We start from the raw sequence: 19,135 nt of genomic DNA, 5'->3' as shown, positions 1-19,135 counted from the left end.
TTAATAATATTCCAGCTTGAAGCCCACTGTTGCCCGGTAATGACCGGACTGAAGTTCATCGCTGTTTTTCACGAGACGCGCCTGATATCGCAGCGCCATATTATCGGGATCAATAACTGCAGGCGGTAAGGGTTTACCGGGAACAGCCTCATTCCCGTTGCGATCAGCAATCGCCAGGGAAGCGCCTTTGCCGGAACCGTTCAGCTGAAAATGTCCGTCCTGTTCATCGCCCTCAAAAGTGACCCGGAAACGGAGGTTATCCGCCGTACCACCTTTCACCGGCAGTACGGTGCATTCCGCCAGCCTGATCCAGAAATAGTCTGCGGGTCCCTGCCCTTCGTCACGCAGCTGCGGAACGGAAACATCTGTCAACGCCACCACCTGCTCACGGCTGGCTGTCGAGATAGTACAAACCGGCTCGAAAATCGTGCCCTGCATCTGTACCGCGCCGAAACGCAAACTGGTTTTTGCATCCTGTTTTGTTTCACCTGCTGCTGTATAAGAGGAAAAACACACTATCGTTATCAGCAATCCCTGAGTGATGACTCTGCACGCCATTTCCTGCCTCCGCTAAACGCACACAACTGAAAAGCGATACAGTTCATCCCTGAACTGTACCGGCATTAATTACTGATAGGTCAGTGCGAAAGTCGCGATAGCAGTGAAGTCACCCGGAACAGCCGCTTCAGCAGAAGATCCCTGTAAATACGCTGCAAAGTTCAGATCGTTATTACCGTCACGCAGTGTCTGCGCTGCACTCGGGGTACCTAATTTGATCTGTTTGCCGCCCGCATCGGTAATAACAACGGCTGCATTTTTGGCAATACCTTCAATTCCCAGAGCACCGGCTAAAATATCGGCATCTTCTGAACCGGTGAATGTGGTCTGTACGGTTTTATACGTTTCTGTTGTGCAATTCTCTAATGAGATTTTAAAATCGCGGGAATTACTGCGGCCGCCATCTTTTAATGCAGCAGTAGAGATCTGGCCTAACGGAACAGTCTGGTTTTCGGTATCAGGTGTAATTGAGCAAGGTGCATCAATAATTGAACCGGTGAATTTAACAGTACCGTGTCCCTGATCAGCAGCAGATGCTGCACCTGCAACGACAGACATACCAAAACCCAGCACCAATGCTAATTTATTCAGATTCATGTTATTTCCTATATTGCGTTCTGTTTTTTTTGATATTAAAAATAACGCACTCACACGCGAAAATATGACTCTGCGCGGCGTTATCGTTATTTGATGAATATGTCTTCACCGTTATCCGGATATATAAAAAAACGGGACAAAATACATCAAATTGTCCTGTTTGAAACAAAATGCTGTGATTTTATAAAAAATTCCGTATAAATTATTTAATGTGAAATAAAACAGTGCAATATTTCATTTTAACCCCTGTGTGTTTTCAGTGGTTGTAAAAAACACGAATGAACGCAACGCGGGCAGTTGGCATAAGGCAGGATAAAATATTATCCTTTTGAAAATTAATGAGTTATGTACTGGCGATCAGGCTAACACATCAATATTTGACTAAGGAGAAACCTTTGGTGATAATTACAAACAATTTGATGTATTTTGTCTTTTTTTAAATCTGTAATATTTATCTCTGTAAAACAGACGGAAATTGTTTTGTGCCAGATTAAAAGAAGATAATTCCTAATTGGTTTTTATGAATATATTGTCAATACGTAAACATTTTGTAGTATTTTCATTCCTGTCCGTTGTCTTTATTCATTTTTATTACTTGCTATAGTGCTATCTCTGGTTTTTATGAACTTATCGGACAATAAACAGGAATAAATCATGGCTAAACGTAAGTTTCTGACCCGTTCTGAAGTTGACGCTATTCTGAAACAAGCACAGAAAAGCCGTTATGCCGAGCGAAATTACTGCATGATTTTAATGTGCTATCTGCACGGCTTCCGCGTCAGCGAATTATGTCATTTGTCACTTTCTGATATTGATCTGGACAGCCGGCTTATTTATGTCCGGCGCCTGAAAGGCGGGCTTTCGACCACACAGCCCCTTATTGATATTGAATATAATGCGCTGGTATCCTGGCTCAATATAAGAAAGACCTGGCGTAACCAGGATTTGGAATGGGTATTTTTATCGCAGAAAAGCGGTGCCATTTCCCGGCAGCAGGTACATACATTATTAAAACAATACGGTAAGGCCGCCAATATTTCCGTGGTTCCCCATCCGCATATGCTGCGCCACGCCTGCGGGTATTCCCTTGCGGATCTCGGCCGGGATACCCGCCTGATCCAGGATTATCTCGGACACCGGAATATTTCCCATACCGTTATTTATACCGCCAGTAATTCAAAACGTTTTCAGCAAATCTGGGACCCTCTCCGCGGATAATCCGCCGGCCTGTCCCTGAATTTTCTCCGCCCCGGAACTGCATATATTCTCCGGTATTATTGTGTCATTTCCGTGATTATCCCGGTCACCGATCAGATTTTCGGGTGGCTTATTATTTTTCCGGGCACAGAGTGTGTAACATAGCCTGATATTCAGACGGACAAATAATAAAGAGGAATATGTGAAGAAAAAAATCATTCTTGACTGCGATCCCGGCCATGATGATGCCATCGCACTATTACTTGCTTATGGTAATCCGGAGATTGAACTGCTGGCCGTCACCACAGTTGTCGGCAATCAGACACTGGAGAAAGTGACACGCAATGCACTGGCTGTCGCACGGATTGCCGGTATTACCGGTATTCCGTTTGCGGCAGGCTGCCCGCGTCCGCTGATCCGGGAGATTGAAACCGCACCGGATATTCACGGCGATTCCGGCCTCGACGGGCCGGTATTACCGGAGCCGGTGCTGACGTTAGATCCGCGCCATGCGGTTCAGCTGATCATTGATACTATTATGGCGCATCCGCCGAAAACCATTACTCTGGTTCCCACTGCCGGGCTGACCAATATCGCGCTGGCAGCACGGCTGGAGCCGCGCATTATTGACCGGGTAAAGGAAGTGGTTCTGATGGGCGGCGGGTATCACACCGGCAACTGGAGTGCCGTTGCTGAATTCAATATAAAAATTGATCCCGAAGCGGCACACATTGTCTTCAATGCAGGCTGGCCGCTCACCATGGTGGGGCTGGATCTGACGCATCAGGCGCTGGCAACTCCGGAAGTCATCAGTAAAATCGCGGCGGTCGGCACTGCACCGGCGCAGTTTGTCCTCGAACTGCTGGAATTTTTCGGCACCATGTACAAAAGCGCTCAGGGATTTGATTACCCGCCGGTACATGACCCCTGCGCGGTGGCGTATGTGATCGACCCGTCCGTGATGACCACCCGCAAAGTGCCGCTGGACGTGGAGCTGACCGGCACACTGACTCTCGGTATGACCGTTGCGGATTTCCGCTCACCGGCTCCGGCAGATTGCCTGACCCAGGTGGCGGTGAAATTGGATCACACCCGCTTCTGGGAACTGGTTACTGATGCCCTGCGGCGGATCGGGGATGTACAGGTTGCATAACCACGCTGATGTGCCGGTTCGCCGGCACAATATATAAAACAATCTGATCTGTAATCCTCTGCAGCGCACAGACTCAAACATCAAAAATACTATTCATATTCTCTTACATTCCGTATTAATTAATCATAAGCACAAAATGAATAAAAGAAAAACCAAAAATAACATCAATAGTTAAATGTTTTTTTCTGACATGGGCTATTATTACTGCGTTCGAACAAATTCTTATTGGTGATTTGTCTGTGTCGATTCAAATTACAAGCAATAAGCCAAAAAAGGAGGCAACCGCCTCCTTTTTTACTGCCTGAAGAAAACCGGATTAATAACATCCCGTATAATAACAATTTTATAAAGTGATTATTTCACTGGTTTTCAGATATAAAAAAAGGAGGCTTTCGCCTCCTTCTTCATTATACGCTCTCTGAACTAAATCAGAACTGGTAAACTAAACCTAAGCCCAGTACGTTGTCGGTATTGATACCGGAACCACGGGTGAAGTCGTTTTCGTCTAACAGGTTAATTTTGTAGTCGATCAGAGCAGACATGTTTTTGTTGAAGTAGTAGTACGCACCTAAATCAACATATTTAACCAGATCCTGGTCGTCGCCGTAACCGCCGCTCAGGCTCTTACCTTTAGACTGCAGGTAAGCGATGGACGGACGCAGACCGAAATCGAACTGATACTGAGCCACTAACTCGATGTTCTGAGTTTTGTTAGCAGTTAAGCCACGGTTGTCGTCGTTAGTACCGTAGTGAGTCATGTTACGGGTTTCGCCGTAAACTGCTGCCAGGTACAGGTTGTCAGCGTCAAATTTAGCACCGACGTTCCATGCTTCTGCACGGTCACCCAGAGCGCCGCTTGCCAGGTTTTCTTTCTGACCCTGCGGACGTGCGGAGCTTGAATATGCACCACCAACACTCACACCCCAGCCGATGTCATACGCGGTAGAGAAACCGAAGCCGTCACCGTTAGCGGTGTTGTCGTAGCTGTAGGTATCGTTGATTGTGTTGTGAGAACCACGGTTAGCGATAGAGTTATCGTCGTTCGCACCCTGATATTGTAATGCGAAGCTCAGGCCGTCAACATAACCGAAGAAATCAGAGTTACGGTAAGTAAGCAGGTTTGCAGCACGACCGGTCATGTAGACGTCGGTCTGGGTCATGGTGTCGTTACCGAAGATTGGCAGCACATCGGTCCATGCGTTGGTGTCATAGATAACACCGTAGTTACGGCCGTAGTCCAGTGAACCGAACTCAGCAAATTTCAGACCAGCGTAGGCTAAACGAACTTTGTTTTTGTTGTCGCCTTCAGTACCGTTGGTTTTGATTTCGTTTTCGAAACGACCAAAGCCGGTTAATTGATCAGTGATCTGAGTTTCACCTTTCAGACCGATACGAAAACGGGAGTCATCACCGTTCTGGCTGTCGCCATAGTGGTCATTGTCGCTGAATAAATGACGAACATCGACTTTACCGTACAGATCCAGTTTGTTACCGTCTTTGTTATAAATCTCTGCCGCGTTTGCAGCGCCGCTTAATGCAACAAGCGGGACTAATACAGCTAATAATGTCTTTTTCATTTTATATTCCTATTATATTAACCACTACTCTCTGACTCTATTGACATAAAGCCTTGTAGATTATTCACCCGGAAAGTTCATTTTACAACACGATTACGGCTTCATTTGGCGATAAATAGCAATATATGTCAAAAAAAGCACTTATTGCATGTATAATGTGACAAATAGTTTCAGAACAGGCGCATTTATTGTTAAATAACCACCCCGTAAAGCGCACAAATCGCTAATTCTGATAATTACATTAGTGGTAGGCGATATATTTCAGTTATTAACCCCATCACCAAATAACAAGAACAAATCATTCAAATTTTTTAAATTAAAAAACAATAAAAATAAAGAAAAAAGCCGGTTTATTTTTCATAAACCGGCTTACGGAAGACAATGATCAGATTTATTTATACTATATACGGTAGTGGTGTTTATCCAGTCCGTATTTTTTCATCCGCAGATAGAGTTTTTTACGCGGAATTTGCAGATATTCAGATACATCGTTGATCCGCCCCTGATGGATATTCAGGGCTTCAGTGATAATCTGCCGCTCATAGCTTTCCACCCGCTGATCCAGTGCCGTGGGTGCCACTGACGGCAACAGCGGGTTTGCGGTATCCCCCATCGGCATAATCCCGACGGCATACAGCTCCGCCGCATTCGCCAGTTCATTCACATTACCCGGCCAGTGCCGCCGGGTCAGTTTTTTCACCAGCGCTTCCGCAAGATTCGGCAGCGGATGATTCAGACGGAAGCAGGCCTGCTCCAGATAATAGCGGAATAACGGTGCGATATCGGCTTTGCGCTGGGATAACGGCAGGCAGGCAATCTGTGTCATGGAGAAGCAATAATAGAGTTCGGCAATAATCTTCTGCTGTTTGGTCAGCATAATCAGCGGTGTATCTGCGATACCCACCAGCCGGAATGTCCGCTGCTCCTGGCGGATATGCTGCACCAGCCAGCGCTGCTGACTGAGCGGCATCAGATCGATATTTTTAATCACCAGCGTGCCGTCCGCCACTTCATCCAGCCAGGCGTCCAGCGGAATATCCCCGCCGCTGAACAAGGTTTTGATCACCAGCGGACCGCGTTTATTGGTACTGATCTGATGCAGATAGCGCGCCAGGTAAGTCCGGCCGCACCCCAGCTCACCATGCAGAAATACTGCCGCATGTGTTTCCGCCAGTCCCTGAAGCTGCTGACGGACATGCTCTGTCCATTCGCTCTCACCGGCAAAATTCAGTGTCAGCTGTTCTGAACTCCAGCGGCGCTGGGTTACCCGCTGTTTACGGGCCGTCAGTGCTTTTTCTGTCAGCGTCAGCAGATACTCCGGGTCCACCGGTTTCTGCAGAAAATCCCACGCGCCCTGTTTGACCGCTTCCACGGCCATCGGTACATCACCGTGACCGGTGATCAGCAGTACCGGCAGGTATTTGTCTTTCTCCAGGAATAATGCCATCAGATCAATACCGGAACATCCCGGCATACAGACATCGCTGAGCACAATACCGCACCAGTCGCGGTGCACCAGCTCTTTTGCCACCAGCGGGTCATGACAGGCATAAACACGGTATCCGGCCTGTACCAGCAACATACAGTAAGCTTCCAGGACATCCGTATCATCATCAATTAATAAGATATCGTAGTTATCATCAAGCATATTCAGTTACCTTTTTAAAGCTCAGGATCACACATCCGTTGCGGGTCAGTGTGGATGCGATCAGCAGACTGCCGCCCAGCTGCTGCATAATCGAGCTGCTGACTGACAGGCCGATCCCCAGGCCGATTTCTTTACTGGTCGTGAAAGGTTTCATCAGTGAGTCCGCCAGTTCCGCCGGCCAGCCGCAGCCGTTATCACTGATAAAGAGAGAAAGTTCCGTGGCGGATTCTGTAAAATCAATCACAATTTCCGCTGCCGCCGGAGACGCATCCAGCGCATTGGACAGCATATTGACCAGCACCTGCTGTATCCCGATAGCATCCCCCTGCACCTGCGGCAGGAAGTCCGGCTGATGCAGGGTGACATCGCGCATTTTGTTCTGTAACGCCAGGATATCCCAGGCATCCTGAATGCTCTGGTGCAAATCAATCGGCTGCAATGTCGCACCGTCGTCCCGCCGCCGGGCAAACTGGCGCAGGGAGCGGATAATGCCGTCCATCCGGGTGATCAGCTGTGCGGACTTATTCAGTGCGTTGACCGCATTGGTGTTTCCTTCTGTCGCCAGTGCCCGCTTCGCCATATAGATATGCATGGATAGCGCATTCAGCGGCTGATTAATTTCATGTGCCAGTGTGGTCATAGTCTGCCCGACCACCGCCAGCTTGGCGGTCTGGATCAGTTCATTCTGTGTGGCGCGCAGATTCTCCTCAATGGCTTTTCTGTCAGTGATCTCCTGCACCAGCTGCACTTTCTGCCGGTTGATCTGGTTGAGCGTCTGGCGCAGAAGCATCGCCACGCGGCCGATTTCGTCCCGTCCCTCAACCGGAATATCCGCCGTCAGATCACCCTGTCCGATCCGCGCAACAGCCCGGTTCAGTACCGTAAAGCGGCGGACCAGCCGGGTGCGGATAAAATAGTGGTTAAAGATCACCGCCAGCAGCAGAGCCAGCAAAGCGGTAATAATAATGATGGTGCCGCTGTAACTCATGATGCTGGCAAGATGGTGATTCAGGGATTGTAACTGGCTGTGGCTGTTATCGAGCTGAACATCCAGCTGGGTGCGGAACCGCTCCAGAATACGCTCTTTCTCCGCCGTGGCCGCCGCCAGTTCCGCTTTCGCCGCCCGGTAGTTTTTCAGTACACCGGGCATTTTGCTGTCAGACAAACCGATATCCAGCAGTTCATCAATGGTCTGCCGCAGTGTCACCGTGCTCGGATACATATCCAGTGCGGCTTCGTTTGATTCCGCTCCGGATTTCAGATAGGTGAGATAACGGACATAACTGTCTGAATCGGTGCTGCTTTCCGTGTTTTCATTCTGCTCATCACGCAGACGCCCGGTCAGATCATCCATTATCTGCCCCTCCAGCCGTGCCAGGGTGTAAATCAGCTGCAGCTCCCCCTGCACTTTGCGCAGACTGCCCTGTAAGGCGATAGCCCGGGACGGGTCCTGCTCTATCTGATCCAGCAGTGATCCCTGCTGCCAGCTGATATCCTGTGACAGCGAACTGAGCTCGGTATTGAAATCATCATGCAGCCAGGCGATCCGGGCAGACAGTGTATTCACATTCTCCCGTGCCAGAAACAGGGTATACAGGGCATTATCAAGACGCTGCAAAAGTGCCTGTCCCTGCTGCACAATCGCGGCGATCTGCACCTGATCCTGCCCGCTCAGTTTCCGGTTGATCGATTCGATCTGCGACAAATGCAGTGTGATCTGGTTGCGCAGTTGCAGACGCGCCACCGTGTCCGGGGCTTTCAGGAACTCATTCAGTTCATCCACCAGCGTGTTCAGTTGTCCTTCGATCAGAAACGACGCCTGAATACGCGGGAAATAATCGCCCAGCGCATAACGGATCTGCCGGTTCTGCGCCTGCCAGGCATACAGGCTCACGCAACTGACAATCAGCGTCATCAGTGTGCCGATCACAAACGCACCGCGCAGAATAGCACTGATACTGAAACGGCCGATAAAACGGGAAATACGGTATTTCATCGGACTTTTTCCAGTTCAGCAATGGCTTTTCGCTGCTGTTCGCGGAAGAACTGCTGCCAGCGGATATATTCTTCCTCGGCTTTGCGGTTATCGTCAAAGCGGGAGTAATAAGCCGGATCCGAGCTCTCCTGTGCCGAAACCGGCATGGCCGTCAGCAATGCCCGGATATGCGGCAGCGGCCGTTTCACACGGGCTTCCGCCGTGTAAAGCGCACGCCAGGCATCAATGGACTCGGTCAGGCGGAAGGTGATCGCGGTGTCAAACAGCTGCTGCACCATACGCTGGCGTTTGAGTACCAGATTCTCATCCATCTGATACGGGGAGTTCAGCAGACGGCGCTGCACCGGCTCACGCGGATTTTCCCGCGGCAGCGGTGTGACCGGATATTTGCCGGTGCTGCTGTCAGCCAGGACTTTCTGTCCCTGTTCGCTGAGCAGAAAGCCGATAAACGCACGGGCATTCTCTTTATTCAGGCTGTAACGGCTGATCGCAACAAAGGTCGGGGATGTGGCGGAATCCGGCAGATAATTAAACGCCAGCTCCGGATCGCCGAGCAGCAGCCGGGCGTAGTTATCAATCACCGGCCCGGCACCGCCCAGCCCGGCTTTGATTTTGTCCGCCACGCCGAAACTGCGTGACGAAATCGTCGCCAGATTACCCGAGATATTCAGCAGCAGAGCCCAGCCCTTATCCCAGCCGCGCTGCTGTAACAGTGACTCGACCATCAGATGATACGTATCCGAGCGTGACGGGCTGCTCATCAGCAGTAATCCGCGGTAGCGGCTGTCTGTCAGGGAGTCCCATGACACCGGAACCGGCAGGTTATTTTCCGTCATCCGTCGTTTATTCACCAGAATCCCGTAACCGGAAAAGGCCACCGCGGCTGCATGATCACGCAGCCGCAACGGCACCAGACGCCGCGAAACGTCCGGGAGTCCGGAGAGTTCCGCCAGCCGGTCATGCTCCTGCAAATGCTGCAATAACATCGGGGATGAGGTCACCACCAGATCAACATCTTCCAGTGCCGGGGTATCCAGCAGACGCTCCAGCGCCGCACTGGTACGGTTAATCGTCCGGATACGGGCTGCACCGGGCTGCTGCTGCCAGCTGCTGATAATGTGGGCAGTCGCTTCCGGTGAAAACGTGGTGGCAATCACCAGTTCATCCTTTTTCGCAGCAGCTGACAGGCTGAATATCAGCGCGGCGGCGGTTATCATACAGGCCGCAAAGCGGCGGATTCGGAGTTGTGGCATAAGCTGAGTTCTGTATTCGTTTGCGGGGTGTGACTCACATCAAAAAAATGACATCTTTTTCAGTTTGTCGCAAAAGCCTGTTTGAGACAAATATTACCCGTTTGTTTACCGGCATCAGTCGCGCAGTTATTAAAGGAAATAACAAATAGGTTCGGTAATTTGCGTGAAATTTCAAATCGTCGTCATAAACAGATAATAACAATGCAGGAAACAATAATAGCAATAAATCACAGGAACAACAAAATAAGAATAAAACCCTTACAGTTCAATATAAAAGCTATTCATTCACTTTAGCTTATCATTCGTTACATTGATTTTCCTTTCTGTTTCATAACGATACGAAGCAAACATATAAATAAACTTATTTGTGTCAGTTTATGCCTCTTATTTTTCATATTGAGTCATAAGTGACCCAAAACCATGATATTGAGATATTTATTCAGGCGGAACATGATAACCCTGTCAGAAAAAAAAAGACCATACATACAGTAATCCTATTCTAAAATACATTTCTGCAGGTGAAATTATGCTGTCATTTTTAAAGCCGGCTATGGCAAAAAATAAAGTAGCACCCGGAAAAGTGCCTGCCACTTACAAACGTTATCGCGTTCAGGCATTGCTCAGCGTGTTCCTCGGTTACTTAGCGTATTATATTGTCCGTAATAACTTTACGCTCTCCACTCCGTATCTGAAAGAAAACCTCGATCTGACCACAACACAGATCGGTATGTTAACCAGCTGCATGCTGATCACCTACGGGATCAGTAAAGGGATTATGAGCAGCCTGGCAGATAAAGCCAGCCCGAAAGCCTTTATGGCCTTTGGTCTGATCCTCTGTGCCATCGTTAACCTCGGTATGGGCTTCAGCAACGCGTTCTGGCTGTTCGTCGGTTTCGTTGCCCTCAACGGCCTGTTCCAGGGGATGGGCGTCGGTCCTTCTTTTATTACTATCGCCAAATGGTTCCCGCGCCGTGAACGCGGCCGTATCGGGGCGTTCTGGAATATCTCCCACAACGTCGGCGGCGGTATCGTTGCGCCAATCGTGGGTGCGGCATTTGCGGTTCTCGGTACTGAACACTGGCAGGCGGCAAGCTATGCGGTTCCGGCTGTTATCGCGGTAGCCTTTGCGGTAATCGTCCTGCTGCTGGGTAAAGGTTCTCCTGAACAGGAAGGCTTACCGGCTCTGGCTGAAATGATGCCGGAAGAAGAAGTGGTGTTATCTGACGCTCAGAAAGAGCAGTCTCCGGAAAATATGACGGCATTCCAGATTTTCTGCACCTATGTGCTGAAAAACAAAAACGCCTGGTATGTCTCTTTTGTTGATGTGTTCGTGTACATGGTGCGTTTCGGGATCATCAGCTGGCTGCCGATTTACCTGCTGACCGAGAAAAACTTCAGTAAAGATCAGATGAGTGTTGCTTTCCTGTTCTTCGAATGGGCTGCAATTCCGTCCACCCTGCTGGCAGGCTGGCTGACCGACAAACTGTTCAAAGGCCGCAGAATGCCGCTGGCGATCGTCTGTATGGTTCTGATTTTCTTCTGCCTGATCGGTTACTGGCAGAGCCAGTCCCTGGCTGTCGTGACCTTCTTCGCTGCGGTTGTCGGTTGCCTGATTTATGTGCCTCAGTTCCTGGCATCTGTTCAGACCATGGAAATCGTACCAAGCTTCGCGGTCGGTTCAGCTGTTGGCTTACGCGGCTTCATGAGCTACATCCTGGGGGCCACCCTGGGTACCACTCTGTTCGGTTTCATTGTTGACCGTATGGGCTGGCACGGCGGTTTCTATCTGCTGTTAGGCGGTATCGTCTGCTGCATTATCTTCTGTGTTCTGTCTCACTTCGGTGCACTGGAACTGGAACGTAACCGCCAGCAGGCACTGTCAGAAGAAAAAAGCAAAAAAGCTAAATTAGAACCTGCTTCTGCAAACTGATTTCACACTGTTAGTTACCCTTTTGCGCTGCTGCGCTGACATCAGGAAAGTTATTGATAAAAAAAATCCCCCTGTGGCAACACAGGGGGATTTTTATCTCAGCGGTTCAGCTTATTTCCACTGGTATTTCACACCGATCATCGCACGGTCACCGGAGTAATTATCCGCCCCCATCTGGTGGGAAACGTTACCCCAGACTGTCCAGTCTGGTGAAATCTGTCCTTCCACACCCGCTTTGATTTCCACCCGGCTGGCCGGCATATCATCATTGAAAGTGTAGTGCTCGTTGAAGGTCATATCACTTTTCGCATTACTGTACAGCCAGTTAACCTCAACAAACGGCTGAGCGGATTTATCAGACTGTTTCTGGTTTGCGTAAGTCAGGCGGGCCCCCAGACGAGTATCCACACTGTTGCTGCGCTCACCTTTCATTTTCAGTCCGGTACCGTTACTGCTGTCATCCGCATCATAAGAATTGAAGACAACCTGTGCCTGTGGTGTCAGCAGCCACTGTTTATCCGCATCCGGTTTGTAGACCGCCATGCTGTAACCGGTTTCTGCAGAGACACTGATTAAGTTGCTCTTATAGTCGGATGAGTTACCCGCCACAGAGACTTTGTTATCAAACCAGGCATACTGCGCCCAGACATCCGCATACGCATTGTTTTCATCTTCACGGTTCTGATACCAGGTGCCGTATAAGCCGACGCTGTATGCACGGTCAATTTTGGCATCTGATTTCGTCCCGGTCCGTTTGGCGGTACTGGTGTAATCAGATTTACCGATAGCCCCCATAATACCGCCGCGGATTGTGGTGTCCTGCGCATCATTGTTCCAGCTGATGATATCGCCGCCCAGCTGCGTGGTGTAGGTATCCCCTTTGATACGCATGGAACGGTTAACCGCATCATGACGCTGACGGTCGCCGGTGATCCGCAGCCAGACTGAGGAGGCATTATCATCCCCTTTGAAGCTGTCGGCATAATGCGGTTCACCCAGACGATCATGCAGGGTCATGGTAAACATACCCAGTGCTGCGGTACGGTTCGCCATGTAACCACCGGCCCCGGGGTTCACGTTACGCTCCGGATCTTCCTTGTTTTCATCAGGCGGATAGATATTGGTATCGAAGGAATCGAGATACCAGCTGTCATCTTTATACCCTTTGTGTAACAGGTATTCGTACACCCCGATAGCAACCGGCCCGCCCAGTTTAAAGGCATCTTTATCTGATTTTCCGCCGACATGAACCACTTTAATCGCATCCGGCTGTTTCAGGGTATCCGCCCCTTCACCGCCCGCGTTATTAATATTCAGCGTGGTCGCGCCGTTTGCACCGGTTCTGACATTACCGTCCACCACCAGCTGGTCAGTCATGGTTTCTTCATGACCTTTGTTCAGCACGGTGTTCAGTGTGATCGAACCGCCGTTTGCCGTGAAGTCACCGCCGACATTCAGACGGCTTTCCGTGTCTTTCTGACTGGCAAGCCAGATACTGCCGCCGTTGTTGACAAAATTACCGTCAACACGATATTCAGTGGCACGGCCGAGATCTTTCTTATCCAGCTCACCGACATAGAACTGACCGGCATTATTCACATTACCTTTCAGGGTTCCCTGACCGGCAAATGTACCCTGACTGCCGATATTGACCTGGCCGCTGTTCATCACCAGTGCGGAATCATAGCTGCCCGCCTGTAATGCCCCGTTCAGGATCTCAGTGGTCCCGGTATATTGTGCGGATTTGTCCGTCAGCGTGATACGGCCCGCGCCCTGTTTTACCAGAGTCCCGCTGCCGGTGACGCTGTTGGTCAGATCCCACGCCTGTTTACCGTCATTATGTGTCAGTACCAGCGTACCGGCGTTTTCAATCGCCGCGCTGCCGATATGCTCTGCCTGTGAGGCACGCAGTGTGCTGTCAGCATCTGTGGTAAAGCGTCCGCTGAAGCCGCTGTTATCTGCCGTCAGCTGTGCATCCGATTTCTGTGCGATTTCCGTGGTGCCATTGCCGGTCAGCTGATTACGCAGCAGGCCTTGAGCACCTTCCGTGCGCAGTGTGCCGGCCACCGCAATCAGGCTGTCGCCCAGACCCGCGATATTACGGATAGTGACCTGCGCAGGCTGATCGATAGTCACGGCGGAATGCATCCCGTTGTTCGCCCCGGTGACAGTCAGCGTGTCATTATTGACCACCAGCTGACCATCCTGAGTACCGCTCAGATAGCCGTTTACCTCACCGCCGTTTTTCACGGTCAGTTTACCGTTACCCAGTGAAACCAGACTGTTTGCCGCAGACGTGAGTTTCCCGGCAGTCTGTTCTGTACCGGCTCCGGCGGTACTGGTCAGTTCAACCGAGGTGCCGGATGCCAGATCCAGTAACTGCGTGTTGCCCAGCACATTATCGGCTTCTGCCCGTAATTTGCCGTGACGGACAAACGTGCTGCCGGTGTAATCGTTGTTGTTATTAGACAGCGTGACATATTCGCTTGCGGTATCAATCGCAAGATCACCCTGTCCGGTGATTTTCGCCCCGAGGTTAGCCGCCGAACCGGATTTTCCGGCCTGTGCCGCCAGCACCAGAGCATCACCACCTTTGCCCAGCAAATCCACTTCAGTCAGCTGATAAGCCACATACAACCCGTCAGCTTTACCACCTGCCTGAGCACGGGTCTGTAAGCCGTAATCATAGGTACCTTTCGCAACAACAGTACCGTCCTGGCGCAGATCCTGCTCTGTTTTGGTATTGGACGGGATCACATTGCCGTCTTTACCGGTCAGCTCCAGATTCAGCCCGCCGGTGTAATCCGAGGCCTGACCGGCATTCACTAACTGAGCGACGGAATCACCCTCATCCTGCTCCGGCAGAGGCACTTTATTATTGGCTGACGGCGTTGGCAGGTTATCAAAACCATCCGCTTTCACCTGAACAGTCCCTTTGGCGTTATTCAGCTCCAGTGAATTCACACTGATGTTGTCATCAATGATCCGGCTGCCGGTAATATTGTCTTTAAAGGCCAGTGTCCCGCCGCTCATTGCCAGACGATCGAATGACTGTGTACCGACGCCCTCACGGACGGTCGCAACAGATTTATCACCGATATCCAGACGGGATTTTTGCAGGGCGCGGGTGTTATCACCGGCGATATCAAACGTACCGTTTGTCAGACGCAGTGTGCCGGTGAAGTTATTCCCCGCGAAAGCCGCACTCTTATTATCAAAGGCAAACGCCTGTCCGCCGGTTGCCGTCGTGACCAGGCCATCCCCCTGTAACTGATGAGCAAAGGTATGCGCGTTATCCTGATTGATAAACAGCTCTCCGCCTTGTTTCACAGTGATACCGTCATCTGTTGTCACTTCATTCAGTGTGATATCGGTATTGCGCAGCTCGAAACGGCCTTCCTCAACATTCAGCTTTTCAAAGCCGCTGATTTTGCTGCTGTCCTGTAATACATAGTGGCTCGTTTTCCCTTTCAGCGTCAGCGTATCCTGCGCGCCGCCGCCTGCTGTCAGGTTACCGAACAGCGCACTGCTTTGTACGGCAGAGACATTTTGCAGAATCACATTGTTGCGGCCATTACCGAGCATACCGTTTTTCAGTTGCGTACCACCATTCAGAGTGAGGGTATTATTCCCGTGCCCTGTCATCAGCATGTCAGTCTTAGCTGAATCCTTCATTTCAATGGTGTTATTACCGTTACCGGCAGACAATATTCCGGTTTTCGCGCTGCCGCGCATCGTCGCGGTATTGTCGCCGTGACCGGTGATAAGCCCGCTGGTTTTACCGCTCAGATCAATCCTGTTGGTGCCGTTGCCCAGTATGGATTTTCCGCTGATAGTCCCGCTGTTGCCGAAGCTGATATTGCTGTTCTGACCCGCATCAACCGCGATGCCGTTTGTTGTGTCCGCCGCAATAATTTCGCCGCTGTTGGCGAAGCTGAACGCATTTTTCAGCGCGGTCAGATCCACCACACTGTGGTCGGACGCTGACGTCAGTTTACCGCTCTGTTTGATAGTTTTGGTCTGACCCAGCACCACCAGTGCGGATTCACCTTCCGCAGACGCGATATTGACATTCATACCGCTGGTAACATTACCGGACGTATTGGTCACGATACCGTTACCACCCTTACCTTCCACATTGATAGTGGTATCTTTGGCGCCGGAGGTATCGAGATCGCTTTTCGCCATCGTCATACCGCCTTTGCCGTCATCCGCTTCCAGTCTCAGACCGGAGGCCTTTTCACCGCTGACATTGATAGTTCCGCTGCCGGACAGTTTAAACGCACCGGCATCATCATCAACATTCAGCAGATGAAGACCGCTGCCGCTGCCGGTAACGTCAATATTGGCGTTATCCAGTTTCACGTTTGAGCCGGAGTGCGCCCGTACCGCATCTGCCGACTTTTCACCGAGGATAGTACCGGTGCCGCCGATGGTCATTGACGTATCTTTGTTCAGGCGGACAGCCGCGATACCGTCATTGGCGGTAATTTTACCGGTATTATTCACAACAGAATCTTTGCCGTAAATATCAACACCCACACCATTAACCGTAATACCGGCCTGTTCGCTGTTATTTACCGTCCCGCTTTCCACGCGGATACCGGTGGCATTATCTGCGGTGCTGAAATCAATATTACCGTCATGATTAAGCACGCCGCCATTGATCACTTTATAGCCGATGGCATTCTTCGAGATATTACCGCCCGCAGCGCCTGACTTAAGATTAGCGTGGGATATCAGCGTGGTTTTATCCGATCCTTGTGCCATCTGATTACCATTAATATCATAGTAATTACCGTCGATAACTGCGATGGTTCCGTCTTCGCCGGTAACATTAATCGTGGTGGCTTTATCCAGAGTCACTTTATCATCAGCACCGGCACCATTTGCCAGATACAGACCGGTTGCGTTCTTACCGTTAACATTCAGCACCATATTGCCGGTTTCAACTTTTGTCCCTTTATCGGCAATATAGAAACCACGGCTTTTTTCACCATTGATATCAAAACGGTAGCTTGTTTTACTGTCACCTGATGCCAGGAATTGTGCTTTCTGATCGACACGGAAAAGAGTGGAATCATTGTTATCCAGCGTCAGTTCCACATCACCGCCACCAAAATTGATTTTAGAGCTGTCGGCTTCATCGCTGCCTTTACGGCCGGCAATCCAGTACCCGGTCTGGTTGACAGAGTTTTTATCAAATAACACCTGTCCCTTGTTAAGATCTATCTCACCACCTGCACGGGCAAATACCCCTACCGTGTTATTCCCCTGCAGCTCAACAGTTCCGCCCTTAATATCGACCCTGGCGTCATCCGCGCGAATCCCCGTTGTACGGGCCGGTTTCTTGCTGCCGACAGTTTTAGCGCTGTTCGTAACAATCACGTCACCGGTGTGAGTGATCGTGGAATCGCCCAGCGCAAACAAACCGACAGAACCTTCACCGGAGACTCTGATAATTCCGCGGTTTTCGATAACATCATTATCCTGCTTCTTACCGGATATCCGCATTCCGACGGTATAACGGCCTGCCGCATCAATCTCATGATTATTGAGAACCGTCAGCTCTGAACCCTCAGTGCGATCCACTGCCGACGCCACGTTAATTCCGACTGCATTACTGACGCCTTTATCGATGGTGATTGTGCCATTATTTACAATCCTGTTTTTACCGTCAGCAGCGATTTTGTCATTCAGCAATGCTGCCACGGCATTCGACATCACCCGCATATCCCAGGTATCATCCTTACGGCCGCCGGACAGTGTCACACCCTCTTTGCCCATCAGGATTTCACCGTCGTTTACAAACGATGCCCCCCGCACTTCAACACCCGTAACGGTTCCCTGTTCAGCAGCAATACCTTTCTGCCCCAGCAGCAAAGATGCGCCTTTAGCGTTAGTAACAAGCGCGCCGTTGCCGGCTGTTATACCGGTATTTGCAGTAACATCTTTATCACCGGGATCATTATTGGCCAGGTCAAATGCCTCAACAGCAATTTTACCGAGGTTGATATATTGCGCTTTGCTCCCGGAGACTTCATCGCCGTGGATACGGGTTTTACCATCACCCAGCAATAACGTACCGCGGTTGGTAAATTCAGCATCCTCGATGAGTGCGTTCTGGCCTTTATAATTCGGAACAGACGTTGTGGCATTGTGGAACACTTTCGCACCATCGTGAGCATAGATATGATAAGCACGGTAAGTACCTGAATTGCTCTTCGTTTCACCACGGATATCTGCACCGTCATCAATATTCAGCACACTATCGGCACCGGCAACCTCAAAAATAGATCGATAACCAATACCTGCGGTAATAGCTTTGTTCAGGTTAATGTCTTCGTTTTCCAGACTTTTCAGGTTGATATTAATATCAAAATAATTTTTATCCTGCGGACTGCTGACAACCGTTGCAGCGACCAGATCTTTATATTCCTGACCGGTTAATTTATTAGCCTTAACTGCATCGATTAATATATTGTTGTACGCTGCCAATCCTTCCGCATCCCCGATAACAATGGTGTCACCGGTGTGATAGGTAATGCCGTTTGATGCGGTAAATCCATCAAGTCCTTTCGGAGCCGGAACACTATCAATCAGTTGATTCTTCGGCTGAAGTTTGTATTTCACACTCCCGGAGGAGATATTCATGCCATATGCTTCACCGAAATTGACATGCAGCTTGCTGGTGGTATTGATGACAGCATTTTTGCCTGAATCCGCTTTCGCCACAAACAATGAACTGTCTTTAATAAAATCAATATCCCAGTCAACATTATCTTTTGCGGTCATATTCAGGGTGCCGTTATTCACTTCCGCAAGCGTCAGATGATAAAACGGCGATAACACCGGCTGTTCTTCCAGCAGATAAACCCCCAGATCCGGGTTAACCGTGACTTTAAACTTATCAGTGTTATATGCCTGAAGATAAGCTGTTTTGCCATCTTCCGTTTCCCACTCGATTTGTTCGAATGCGGACGGATTATCCGGTACCTGCCAGTCCTCAATCGCACTCAGTGAGGCATCACCGGGAAGAGCCTTACCATCACGGTATTCGGTAATCGAAATGACTTTATCTTTATCGGTATTCTTGGCCCATAATTCCTGCAAATTAAACCAGGTTGTCTGATAATCAAGGTTATTTGTGAATTTAGTCTTTTCGTTATTTAAATTAAGATCTTTAACACTGCCATCGTTAATAAACCTGGCTTGTGATTTTTCGT

Annotated in this window: 10 protein-coding genes; 3 read left to right on the top strand and 7 right to left on the bottom strand. The window is 49.8% G+C overall.

Features of this window, described 5'->3' with window-relative positions:
* Together R5268_RS00535 and R5268_RS00530 are read right to left on the bottom strand one after the other, a co-directional pair.
* Positions 1-558, bottom strand: coding sequence for a fimbrial protein (locus R5268_RS00535; protein WP_317418540.1), 558 nt, complete (start codon positions 556-558; stop codon positions 1-3).
* A gap of 69 nt (positions 559-627) precedes the next feature.
* On the bottom strand, positions 628-1,155 hold the full coding sequence (locus R5268_RS00530; RefSeq protein ID WP_046894652.1) for a fimbrial protein: 528 nt from the start codon (positions 1,153-1,155) through the stop codon (positions 628-630).
* A gap of 654 nt (positions 1,156-1,809) precedes the next feature.
* On the opposite strand from R5268_RS00530, the gene R5268_RS00525 reads away from it, so the two are divergent.
* The gene (locus R5268_RS00525) at positions 1,810-2,373 is read left to right on the top strand and encodes a tyrosine-type DNA invertase (RefSeq protein ID WP_046894653.1); all 564 of its coding nucleotides are present in this window, start codon (positions 1,810-1,812) and stop codon (positions 2,371-2,373) included.
* Between the two features lie 181 nt (positions 2,374-2,554).
* On the top strand, positions 2,555-3,505 hold the full coding sequence (locus R5268_RS00520; RefSeq protein ID WP_317418541.1) for a nucleoside hydrolase: 951 nt from the start codon (positions 2,555-2,557) through the stop codon (positions 3,503-3,505).
* A 428-nt stretch (positions 3,506-3,933) separates the two neighbouring features.
* Here the strand turns inward: R5268_RS00520 and R5268_RS00515 are convergent, their stop codons facing one another.
* From R5268_RS00515 to R5268_RS00500, 4 genes are all read right to left on the bottom strand, one after another.
* On the bottom strand, positions 3,934-5,082 hold the full coding sequence (locus R5268_RS00515) for a porin (RefSeq protein ID WP_317418542.1): 1,149 nt from the start codon (positions 5,080-5,082) through the stop codon (positions 3,934-3,936).
* Positions 5,083-5,482: 400 nt separating this feature from the next.
* Positions 5,483-6,730: a two-component system response regulator PgtA gene (gene pgtA / locus R5268_RS00510; protein ID WP_317418543.1), complete on the bottom strand. Its 1,248-nt coding sequence runs from the start codon at positions 6,728-6,730 to the stop codon at positions 5,483-5,485.
* Positions 6,723-8,726, bottom strand: coding sequence for a two-component system sensor histidine kinase PgtB (pgtB, locus tag R5268_RS00505; protein WP_317418544.1), 2,004 nt, complete (start codon positions 8,724-8,726; stop codon positions 6,723-6,725). The genes pgtA and pgtB overlap by 8 nt, the downstream gene beginning before the upstream one ends.
* Positions 8,723-9,979: an ABC transporter substrate-binding protein gene (locus R5268_RS00500; RefSeq protein ID WP_410795812.1), complete on the bottom strand. Its 1,257-nt coding sequence runs from the start codon at positions 9,977-9,979 to the stop codon at positions 8,723-8,725. The genes pgtB and R5268_RS00500 overlap by 4 nt, the downstream gene beginning before the upstream one ends.
* 526 nt (positions 9,980-10,505) lie before the next feature.
* On the opposite strand from R5268_RS00500, the gene pgtP reads away from it, so the two are divergent.
* Positions 10,506-11,909: a phosphoglycerate transporter PgtP gene (gene pgtP, locus R5268_RS00495; protein WP_107679208.1), complete on the top strand. Its 1,404-nt coding sequence runs from the start codon at positions 10,506-10,508 to the stop codon at positions 11,907-11,909.
* A 111-nt stretch (positions 11,910-12,020) separates the two neighbouring features.
* Here the strand turns inward: pgtP and R5268_RS00490 are convergent, their stop codons facing one another.
* Complete coding sequence (locus R5268_RS00490) at positions 12,021-19,022, bottom strand: autotransporter outer membrane beta-barrel domain-containing protein (protein WP_317418545.1); 7,002 nt, start codon at positions 19,020-19,022, stop codon at positions 12,021-12,023.
* Positions 19,023-19,135 lie beyond the last annotated feature (113 nt).

This window comes from Morganella sp. BCCO 40_0007, from assembly GCF_032989665.1.
Classification (GTDB): domain Bacteria; phylum Pseudomonadota; class Gammaproteobacteria; order Enterobacterales; family Enterobacteriaceae; genus Morganella; species Morganella sibonii.
The sequence above is the reverse complement of the archived record's forward strand: the minus strand, read 5'-3'. Positions and strand labels throughout refer to the sequence as shown.

Bases quoted from the DNA above. Each gene is read 5' to 3' on its own strand.
- R5268_RS00530 (WP_046894652.1), bottom strand. From the start codon at position 1,155: ATGAATCTGAATAAATTAGCATTGGTGCTGGGTTTTGGTATGTCTGTC.
- R5268_RS00515 (WP_317418542.1), bottom strand. From the start codon at position 5,082: ATGAAAAAGACATTATTAGCTGTATTAGTCCCGCTTGTTGCATTAAGC.
- pgtA (WP_317418543.1), bottom strand. From the start codon at position 6,730: ATGCTTGATGATAACTACGATATCTTATTAATTGATGATGATACGGAT.
- R5268_RS00535 (WP_317418540.1), bottom strand. From the start codon at position 558: ATGGCGTGCAGAGTCATCACTCAGGGATTGCTGATAACGATAGTGTGT.
- R5268_RS00500 (WP_410795812.1), bottom strand. From the start codon at position 9,979: ATGCCACAACTCCGAATCCGCCGCTTTGCGGCCTGTATGATAACCGCC.
- pgtP (WP_107679208.1), top strand. From the start codon at position 10,506: ATGCTGTCATTTTTAAAGCCGGCTATGGCAAAAAATAAAGTAGCACCC.
- R5268_RS00525 (WP_046894653.1), top strand. From the start codon at position 1,810: ATGGCTAAACGTAAGTTTCTGACCCGTTCTGAAGTTGACGCTATTCTG.
- pgtB (WP_317418544.1), bottom strand. From the start codon at position 8,726: ATGAAATACCGTATTTCCCGTTTTATCGGCCGTTTCAGTATCAGTGCT.